The 8,656-nt window shown below is 46.2% G+C and carries 8 protein-coding genes and 2 pseudogenes; 7 read left to right on the top strand and 3 right to left on the bottom strand.

The window, feature by feature from the left end; all coding sequences use genetic code 11:
• Nucleotides 1-860, top strand: a pseudogene (locus A9180_RS22940) (IS3 family transposase); the annotation flags it as partial.
• Between the two features lie 338 nt (nt 861-1,198).
• Nucleotides 1,199-2,458, top strand: a complete 1,260-nt coding sequence (locus A9180_RS11190; RefSeq protein ID WP_064528803.1) for a tetratricopeptide repeat protein — start codon at nt 1,199-1,201, stop codon at nt 2,456-2,458.
• Nucleotides 2,459-2,758: 300 nt separating this feature from the next.
• Here A9180_RS11190 and A9180_RS22935 read toward each other — a convergent pair.
• Nucleotides 2,759-3,143, bottom strand: a pseudogene (locus A9180_RS22935) (DNA primase); the annotation flags it as partial.
• A gap of 76 nt (nt 3,144-3,219) precedes the next feature.
• Between A9180_RS22935 and yciA the strand changes: the two are divergent.
• Nucleotides 3,220-3,618: an acyl-CoA thioester hydrolase YciA gene (gene yciA, locus A9180_RS11180; protein WP_064528801.1), complete on the top strand. Its 399-nt coding sequence runs from the start codon at nt 3,220-3,222 to the stop codon at nt 3,616-3,618.
• Nucleotides 3,619-3,658: 40 nt separating this feature from the next.
• Here the strand turns inward: yciA and tonB are convergent, their stop codons facing one another.
• On the bottom strand, nt 3,659-4,378 hold the full coding sequence (tonB, locus tag A9180_RS11175; protein ID WP_064528843.1) for a TonB system transport protein TonB: 720 nt from the start codon (nt 4,376-4,378) through the stop codon (nt 3,659-3,661).
• Nucleotides 4,379-4,601: 223 nt separating this feature from the next.
• On the opposite strand from tonB, the gene A9180_RS11170 reads away from it, so the two are divergent.
• Both A9180_RS11170 and kch read left to right on the top strand, forming a co-directional pair.
• On the top strand, nt 4,602-4,898 hold the full coding sequence (locus A9180_RS11170) for a YciI family protein (RefSeq protein ID WP_000967596.1): 297 nt from the start codon (nt 4,602-4,604) through the stop codon (nt 4,896-4,898).
• A 302-nt stretch (nt 4,899-5,200) separates the two neighbouring features.
• Nucleotides 5,201-6,454, top strand: a complete 1,254-nt coding sequence (gene kch / locus A9180_RS11165; RefSeq protein ID WP_064528799.1) for a voltage-gated potassium channel protein — start codon at nt 5,201-5,203, stop codon at nt 6,452-6,454.
• Nucleotides 6,455-6,508: 54 nt separating this feature from the next.
• Here the strand turns inward: kch and A9180_RS24245 are convergent, their stop codons facing one another.
• Nucleotides 6,509-6,682, bottom strand: a complete 174-nt coding sequence (locus A9180_RS24245) for a YciY family protein (RefSeq protein ID WP_001309467.1) — start codon at nt 6,680-6,682, stop codon at nt 6,509-6,511.
• A gap of 142 nt (nt 6,683-6,824) precedes the next feature.
• Between A9180_RS24245 and cls the strand changes: the two genes are divergently transcribed.
• Nucleotides 6,825-8,285: a cardiolipin synthase gene (gene cls / locus A9180_RS11150; protein WP_064528792.1), complete on the top strand. Its 1,461-nt coding sequence runs from the start codon at nt 6,825-6,827 to the stop codon at nt 8,283-8,285.
• Between the two features lie 34 nt (nt 8,286-8,319).
• Entirely contained in the window at nt 8,320-8,649 is a 330-nt protein-coding gene (locus A9180_RS11145; RefSeq protein WP_064528790.1) for an HI1450 family dsDNA-mimic protein, read from the top strand.
• Nucleotides 8,650-8,656: the final 7 nt, after the last annotated feature.

Genomic DNA, 8,656 nt, shown 5'->3' with positions numbered 1-8,656 from the left:
CAGACTCCCTGAACAATTCTCATTAGTTGAGAAACTCAGGGCGCGGTTTCCTGTTGCCGTTGTATGCAGCGTGTTTGGGGTTCATCGCAGCAGCTATAAATACTGGCGGCAGCCCAGGAAGCCTGACGCCACGAAAGTGGCATTACTGAGCCTTGTTCGTGAAAGCTATCGCGAAAGTAATGGTTCCGCAGGTGCACGTAATATTACCGCGATGGTCACAACTAAAGGCGTAAAACTGAGTCGCTGGCGGGCAGCAAAACTGATGAAAGAACTTAATCTCATCAGCTGTCAGCTGCCTGGCCATCGATATAGAAAGGCGTCTAAGGAACACGTAGAGATCGCCAGTTTGCAGTAACAGAGCCTAATCAGGTCTGGTGTGGCGATGTGACTTATATCTGGACGGGTAAACGTTGGGCTTATTTAGCCGTTGTGCTTGATCTGTTTTCCCGTAAACCGGTTGGCTGGGCGATATCATTTTTCCCGGACTCTGCACTGTGTCCATGGCCAGGGAAGCGTGAGGAAAGCCCGCTAATTTGCTGTATCACTCGGATCAAGGTAGCCACTATACCAGTAGAAATTTCAGACAGTTACTGTGGAGAAATCAGATAAAACAAAGCCTGAGTCGCTGGGGAAATTGCTGGGATAACAGCCCGATGGAACGTTTTTTTAGAAGCCTGAAAACGGAGTGGGTACCGGATAATGGATACGCTAATTTTAGCAAAACCAGCGCAGCGATGACAAACTACATCACGGGATATTACAGCCAGCTCAGATCTCATCAATATAACGGTGGTTTGACGCCGAATGAATCAGAACGATTGTTCTGGAAAAACTCTAAAGCCGTGGCCAATTTTTGTTGACCACTACAAGAGTAATAGCCTTCTCGTCGGTGGACTTGCAACCCACTAAAGCAAATAAAATAATAAAGCTCCTGTTAAAACCAGCTTATTTTTGCTCATTTTGACTTCCCTTTATTTATATTTATCGCAGACATTAGTTAACCAAATCACGTGCAGCGTCACAATAGTTAAATTACTCATCATTTCTTATGGCAATTAGTTTCCTGTTAATTTTATCATCCATAAACTAACTTAACAAAGCTGACAGACTAACTAAATTAAAGTACCCTTTTTCACTCGCATGGCGCTTGCTGTGCCTTAATTGTTCAACTTGTAACATCTTTAGAAAAAAAGAAGATATGAAACTCATAAAACCTTCGTCTTTACTTATGCTATCGCTTTTACTGGGAACTGGGGGCGTTCATGCCCACGATAAGCAAACGCTGCTACAAGCTGCTGAAGCTGGGGATATCTCTGCCCAGAGCCAGTTAGGCATCGACTATATGAAGGGCATTAATGGTTTTGATCAGAACTACGGCGAAGCCCTAAAATGGCTTAAGCAGGCATCATCAAAAGGCGATAAAGAAGCGTTTAATGCACTTGGAATAATGTATGCTTTTGGACAAGGTGTTGAACTAGATATCGCTAAGGCAGCCGATTATTTTAAAAAGGCGGGAGACGTAGCGCAAGGTAATGCTTATTACAATTTGGGTGTCATCTATAATAAAGGACTACTCGGAAAAGCTGATCCTGACCGTGCCCAAAAATACTTAAAACTTGCGGAAGATGTTGGAAATCCCTCCGCCATGGTCTATTTGGGAACTTTATATCAGTTCGGGAAAGGAGTTCCTAAAGATGATAAAAAAGCGTTTGATTACTATAAAAAAGCCTCACGATACCATGAACCAAAAGCGATATATCATCTTGCAAAGATGTACGAGGATGGGCTAGGTGTGGAGCAAAATCATGGGATGGCACGGCAACTATACCAAAAAGCAGCAGACCTAGATTATGTACCAGCAATGACTAATCTCGGATTTATGCTTACAAATTCTATCGGTGGTAGAGGCGACTACGCAAAGGCACGAAGCTATTTAGAAAAAGCGGTTGCTGCAGGTAGCGAAAATGCTATGAACAACCTTGCCTACATCTATCTTAACGGTCTAGGTGTCAAAAAAGACTACCGGAAAGCAAGTGACCTTTATAAAGCTGCATGTGATAAGGGAGAGAAAGCTAGTTGCTCTGCCATTGCCGAAATGAAACAAGAAGGCAAATATCACGCTCCGTCGAAAGAAAATAAAACCAAGAATAATACACAGATTGCAGGAACACAGCGACTCATTGCGAAATCAATTGATCAGGGCGTTAACGCAACATTTACCTGGCAAGGTGATGACGCTATATTCACTGCCAATGGTGGAGAAGTTGATTGTACCTTCCTGAAAGATTTTTCAGAGAAAGGAGGCAATCTGGCGACAACATTTGTTTGCTCTAATAACGTTCAAATCATCCTGAAGCAATTCAGAGATACCAAGAATGCCTACCTTGCTGTTATGACTGACAACTTCAATACTGAAGTTAAATCATTTTCGGTCAATGTGTACGTGAGCGAAAAATAAAAATGTGTTATCGCCTGTTAAGCACCTATCAGGAGAATGATACAGTTTTCTAACACTTTCCGGGAAGCGGCAATATGCAAATCGCCGCCATCCCCGATTATTTAAAAAAATCAGTTAATGCTTGCCGCTGTACGCCACGGAGATTCAACATCAGATCCGTGGCTATAGTTGGCGCTCAGGTAGCCACTATTATCCTCAGCAAATTTAGTGCGTATCCCGGTCTGATAAATACTTTTTTCCTGACACATCATTAACGAAATTGCCGTCACTGTTGACTTTGACCCGTTTGTTATCCGCAAACTCCTCTGTGTACGGATCTACATAGGCGTGCTTACCTTCGACACAGTATCGTAAGTCAAAATACTTTGCCATTTCTGGCGATATGTGCCGCTCAACCGGATAATCTGGAAGACGGCCACCTATAGGAAGTTCGTAATGACGAGGGAGTTCGACTGGTCCCTCCAACTCGACGTTGCTTGCGAGCACAATCTCTTCTTTCTTTGGTGTCTCCCCCTGGAAAGAAGTGCGTTCTGAACATATTTTTCGAACTGTCGCCGTGATTTGCCACTGTTGTGCTTTAGGAACACAGCTTATTAAATTGTATTTCTTTGGGATGGTCGCCAGCAAAACATTTACCAACTCCATTGGTCAGATTGAAATAGACCTTCCTGTTGGAACTGCCACACTGTATCTCCTCTGTTCTCATTTGGAAAATCATAGTAGCATCGCGCCTGTGATTTTCCTTTTATGTCGGTTTTACCATGTCTACAACACCTAACGTCCCTCAGGGCGATCTTGTTTTACGTACTTTAGCCATGCCTGCCGATACCAATGCCAATGGCGATATCTTTGGTGGTTGGTTGATGTCGCAGATGGATATTGGCGGTGCCATTCTGGCAAAAGAAATTGCCCACGGTCGTGTCGTGACCGTGCGGGTTGAAGGAATGACTTTCTTACGGCCAGTTGCGGTTGGTGATGTGGTGTGCTGCTATGCGCGCTGTGTCCAAAAAGGGACGACATCAGTCAGCATTAATATTGAAGTATGGGTGAAGAAAGTGGCGTCTGAACCAATTGGGCAGCGCTATAAAGCGACAGAAGCGTTATTTAAGTATGTTGCCGTCGACCCAGAAGGAAAGCCTCGTGTCTTACCTGTAGAGTAATAATCAAAAGCCTCCAGGCTGGAGGCTTTTGATTTTCTGGTTATTGAATTTCGGTGGTGCCGTTAATTTTAAACAGAATGTTCACCACAATCCCACTTCCGGGTTTGCCCGGCTCATAACGCCATCTGCGCATCGCGTTTTTCACTTCGCGTTCAAACATGTTCGCCGGTTTGGCTGAAAGAATTTGTACGTTATCCACGCGCCCATCCGGCGTGACGTCAAATTTAACTTTAACCTGCCCTTCAATGCGTAGTGCCTGCGCGCGCGCCGGATACTGCGGCTGATTACGGCTTAATGCCCGGGGACCAGACGCCACACTTGTTACCGGCTTGCTGGTTGCTGCCGTTGCTGTGCTTGATGTCGGGCGCGCAGGTGCCGTATTTTCAAACGGTGACGCCGGACGCGACTCGACCGGTTTAACATCGCGTTTGGGCTGTTCCTGCACCTTTTTCACCGGCTTCGGTTTTGGCTTAGGTTTCGGCTTCGGCTTTTCAATGACCACCGGTGCTTCTTTTGGCGGTTCTGGTATCGGCTCAGGCTCCGGCTCAGGCTCCACCACGGGTTCCGGCGGCGGTTGAACGGCTTGAGGCGGCTCAAGTTCAGCCGGGGCAACCATGGTGACAGAAATCGGCTGCGCGGGCGCAGGTAGTTCAATAACCTGATGTACCGAGGTATAGAGTAGACCCGCCACAACAGCACCATGAATGCAGACCGAAAGTAATGTCGGCCAGGGAAAGCGGCGAGGTAAATCAAGGGTCATTGAAGTCATAATCGTTTCAGTAAAAAAACCAGGCCTCGATTTTAAATGCAAATAGCAATCATATTCAATAAGGCAAGGCGATCAGGATCAGTGAAAACGCAATTTTTGGCGCTATTAACCTTACTTTTAGTGCAGCCTTAACAAAGACATCATCTTTCCGTTGCAGATCTTCGCCCTTTCAAATAACGTACTTTATAACTTTTCCGAACAAGGAGTTGTGCCCGTGTTGTATGTTATTTACGCTCAAGACAAAGCCGATAGCCTCGAAAAACGCCTTTCCGTTCGTCCGGCACATTTAGCGCGTTTGCAGTTACTGCATGATGAAGGGCGTCTGCTGACTGCCGGTCCAATGCCAGCGGTAGACAGTAACGATCCAGGTGCTGCAGGATTCACTGGCTCAACCGTTATTGCTGAATTTGAATCGCTGGAAGCAGCCCAGGCCTGGGCAGACGCCGATCCGTACGTGGCGGCGGGTGTCTATGAGCAAGTTTCCGTGAAACCCTTTAAGAAAGTGTTCTGAATATCAACGTCCAGGGGCGCGGTGACAGAAACCGTGCTCTTGTTATTTCTTTATATTTACCAATGTCCCAATCCACCACCACAAACAGATAATAACTTTATCTGTATCTCCCTATATACCCTCGGCATCTCCGCCGAAAAATGACAAAATTTCTCTGCCTGACACGGTATTGATCAATCAAAACCTTTGATTGCTGCGGATAAAGTCATCTACTATGGTTTAACACATTCACGTGCTGCATGTTTTTTCACATTCTGTTCGCGTGAAAATAATTAAACAAAATTGTGGTTACAGAGGTATCAGTGAGTCACTGGGCTACATTCAAGCAAACAGCGGTAAATTTATGGGTGACCCTGCGGCACGATGTTATCGCGCTGGCGGTCCTTTTAAATGGATTGCTTATTTTTAAAACAATCTATGGCATGTCGGTCAATCTGCTCGATATTTTTCATATCAAAGCATTTTCAGAGTTGGATCTCTCCTTGCTGGCCAACGCCCCACTATTTATGCTTGGCGTCTTTCTTGTCCTGAACTCTATTGGCTTACTGTTCCGGGCAAAGCTGGCATGGGCTATCAGTATCATTTTATTGCTGATAACGCTGATTTACACCTTGCACTTTTATCCCTGGCTGAAATTCAGCATTGGTTTTTGCATTTTTACGCTGGTGTTTTTGCTGATACTGCGCAAAGACTTCTCCCACAGTAGCGCCGCAGCCGGGACAATTTTTGCTTTTATTAGTTTTACGACGTTACTGTTTTACTCTACCTACGGCGCACTTTATTTAAGCGAAGGTTTTAACCCGCGAATAGAGAGCCTAATGACCGCGTTCTATTTTTCGATAGAGACTATGTCGACCGTGGGATACGGCGATATCGTCCCGGTTTCTGAATCAGCGCGCCTGTTTACTATTTCGGTCATTATTTCCGGTATTACCGTTTTTGCCACCTCCATGACCTCGATTTTCGGCCCGCTTATCCGCGGAGGATTCAATAAACTTGTGAAAGGAAATAATCATACAATGCATCGTAAAGATCACTTTATTGTTTGCGGGCACTCTATTCTGGCAATCAACACGATTCTGCAACTGAATCAACGTGGACAAAACGTAACTGTTATCAGCAACTTACCAGAAGATGACATCAAACAACTTGAGCAACGATTAGGCGACAATGCTGATGTTATTCCCGGAGACAGTAATGACAGTTCGGTATTAAAGAAAGCGGGAATTGATCACTGCCGGGCTATTCTGGCGTTAAGTGATAATGACGCTGATAACGCTTTTGTCGTTCTGTCGGCTAAAGATATGAGCAAAGATGTTAAAACCGTGCTTGCCGTCAGTGATAGCAAAAACCTGAATAAGATTAAGATGGTGCATCCGGATATCATTCTTTCACCGCAGCTATTTGGTAGCGAGATACTGGCGCGTATTCTCAATGGCGAAGAAATTAATAATGATATGCTCGTCTCGATGTTGCTGAACTCCGGGCATGGCATTTTCAGCGATAACAATGACGACGAAACCAAAACTGACAACACTGAATCTGCGCAAAAATAGGTTTTAAAGGCGGAAAAATAATCTTAATGGGCACCGCGTTGGTGCCCAGAACATTTAGATATTGTAGATCGCAAACAATAACGAGTTTCGCTGTTTGTTTAGAATGCACTTCCTGATGCTGTGGATACGCATATTTCGGCGCGACTGCCCCTCAAGCCAACGCGATTTCCGTCGGCTAGCCTGACGCTGCATGCGCCAGCGCCCCACTTCCGTTCTACTCCGCTTCATGTTAACTACTCTATGCAATAACAGAGCGGTTATTATACCCCCGGTCCCGACGCTGACCAGTGCTTTTACCGCGTTTTTATTTGCCAGATGAATCCATATGCGTAAACTCATAACAATGCGCTTTCAAAAGGATTTCTAATCTATGACAACCGTTTATACGTTGGTGAGTTGGTTGGCCATTCTGGGATACTGGTTGCTCATTGCAGGCGTAACTTTACGCATTCTAATGAAACGACGCGCTGTTCCCTCCGCTATGGCCTGGCTGTTGATCATTTACATTCTGCCGTTGGTCGGCATTATTGCTTATCTGGCCGTTGGCGAACTTCACTTAGGCAAACGCCGCGCCGAACGCGCCAGAGCGATGTGGCCTTCCACGGCAAAATGGCTTAACGATCTTAAAGCCTGTAAGCATATTTTTGCTGAAGAAAATAGCAGCGTCGCTGGGCCGTTATTCAAACTCTGCGAGCGTCGTCAGGGGATCGCCGGGGTCAAGGGTAATCAGCTGCAACTGATGACCGAGTCTGATGATGTGATGCAGGCGTTAATCCGCGACATTCAACTCGCTCGCCATAACATTGAGATGGTGTTTTATATCTGGCAACCAGGCGGTATGGCAGACCAGGTGGCAGAATCGTTGATGGCCGCCGCACGACGCGGTATTCATTGCCGATTAATGCTCGATTCTGCGGGGAGTGTTGCTTTTTTCCGTAGCCCGTGGCCAGAGTTAATGCGAAATGCCGGTATCGAAGTAGTCGAATCCTTAAAGGTTAACCTGATGCGCGTATTCTTACGCCGCATGGACCTTCGCCAGCACCGCAAGATGATCATGATCGATAACTACATCGCCTATACCGGTAGCATGAATATGGTCGATCCCCGTTTCTTCAAACAGGATGCGGGCGTAGGACAATGGATTGATCTGATGGCACGCATGGAAGGCCCTATCGCCACCGCGATGGGAATTATCTACTCTTGCGACTGGGAGATTGAGACGGGGAAACGTATTTTACCACCACCGCCTGATGTCAATATTATGCCGTTTGAGCAGGCCAGCGGTCATACGATTCATACCATCGCTTCCGGCCCAGGTTTCCCGGAAGACCTGATCCACCAGGCTTTGCTGACTGCCGCTTATTCAGCTCGGGAATATTTAATAATGACGACGCCCTACTTCGTCCCCAGCGATGACTTACTTCACGCAATCTGCACGGCGGCGCAACGCGGGGTTGATGTCAGTATTATTCTGCCCCGGAAAAATGACTCAATGCTGGTAGGCTGGGCCAGTCGCGCATTCTTTACTGAACTACTTGCTGCTGGGGTTAAAATTTATCAGTTTGAAGGTGGGTTACTGCATACCAAGAGCGTGCTGGTCGATGGCGAATTAAGTCTGGTTGGCACCGTTAATCTCGATATGCGTAGTCTATGGCTGAATTTTGAAATCACGCTGGCTATCGACGATAAAGGTTTTGGGGCCGATCTGGCTGCCGTTCAGGACGACTATATCTCGCGCTCGCGTCTGCTTGATGAGCGGCTGTGGTTAAAACGTCCACTCTGGCAGCGTGTCGCCGAGCGACTGTTTTACTTCTTCAGTCCGTTACTGTAAAACGTGGCCAACAGATGTTAAACAGGTAGTGACTATGGATATGGATTTAAACAATCGCCTGACTGAAGATGAAACGCTTGAGCAGGCCTATGATATTTTTCTCGAACTGGCCGCTGATAATCTCGATCCGGCTGATATTCTGCTGTTCAATCTTCAGTTTGAAGAACGCGGCGGCGCAGAGTTATTCGATCCGGCGGAAGACTGGCTGGAACATGTGGATTACGATCTGAATCCAGACTTCTTTGCCGAAGTGGTGATTGGTCTGGCGGACAGTGAAGACGGCGAAATCAACGATATTTTCGCCCGTATTTTGTTATGCCGCGAAAAAGATCACAAACTTTGCCATATCATCTGGCGCGAATAAATAATCG

The sequence above is a fragment of the Escherichia sp. B1147 genome (genome assembly GCF_001660175.1).
Classification (GTDB): Bacteria; Pseudomonadota; Gammaproteobacteria; order Enterobacterales; family Enterobacteriaceae; genus Escherichia; species Escherichia whittamii.
The sequence above is the reverse complement of the archived record's forward strand: the minus strand, read 5'-3'. Positions and strand labels throughout refer to the sequence as shown.

Excerpts from the sequence above, each read along its gene's own strand:
- A9180_RS11190 (WP_064528803.1), top strand. The coding sequence starts at position 1,199 with ATGAAACTCATAAAACCTTCGTCTTTACTTATGCTATCGCTTTTACTG.
- tonB (WP_064528843.1), bottom strand. The coding sequence starts at position 4,378 with ATGACCCTTGATTTACCTCGCCGCTTTCCCTGGCCGACATTACTTTCG.
- cls (WP_064528792.1), top strand. The coding sequence starts at position 6,825 with ATGACAACCGTTTATACGTTGGTGAGTTGGTTGGCCATTCTGGGATAC.
- A9180_RS11145 (WP_064528790.1), top strand. The coding sequence starts at position 8,320 with ATGGATATGGATTTAAACAATCGCCTGACTGAAGATGAAACGCTTGAG.
- A9180_RS24245 (WP_001309467.1), bottom strand. The coding sequence starts at position 6,682 with ATGAAGCGGAGTAGAACGGAAGTGGGGCGCTGGCGCATGCAGCGTCAG.
- yciA (WP_064528801.1), top strand. The coding sequence starts at position 3,220 with ATGTCTACAACACCTAACGTCCCTCAGGGCGATCTTGTTTTACGTACT.